We start from the raw sequence: 610 nt of genomic DNA on the forward strand, positions 1-610 counted from the left end.
CTTGCTCTTGTGCCTCTTGATAAACTGCCAACTCTTCTGGGGTGATGTAAAATGGTGAATATGCCAAGGGTTACTCCTTGGTTGTTGTTAGTTCAGATTTAGATTTTTCAATCTCAGATTCCGTTTGCCACTTGCCGTTGTAAAGGTATTCACGTTCTGGGAGCGGGGCTTTTGAAGCTCTTAAATCAAATACCTCATCGGTTTGATATTCTTTATAACAAACTGGCGTGCCAAACAGTCTAGCCTCTGGCTTAGCTTCAAATAGCTTTTTGTGGTCGGCGACTTCCGTACAGTCAAGCTTATATTCTGTAGCTAGCTGATTGACCATAGACTCTAAGTCAGACACGGTTTTGAAAAATACGTAATAGTGGAATCGGTTGTGTAAGCGTGAAATCTTAGTATGTTCTATATTAATATATTCGCATGTGTCATGCTTAAAAAAGAACTTAATTACTTTTCTTTTCTTATTGTAATCAGCAAAGAGCCAGTCTTCACGTTCTCCGACCCTCACTTCTGTTGGTTCATCTGGTTGGCGTTTAAGCATTTTAAAGGAGACTAATATAAAAGCACCAGCGCCTGCTAACGCCATCGGGCCAACCATCGCTACCAT

At 40.8% G+C, this 610-nt stretch carries 1 pseudogene; it reads right to left on the minus strand.

The window, feature by feature from the left end:
• Nucleotides 1-70: 70 nt before the first annotated feature.
• Nucleotides 71-610 (minus strand): annotated as a pseudogene (locus R7R78_RS27695) (hypothetical protein); the annotation flags it as partial.

The sequence above is a fragment of the Vibrio sp. 2134-1 genome, from assembly GCF_033339495.1.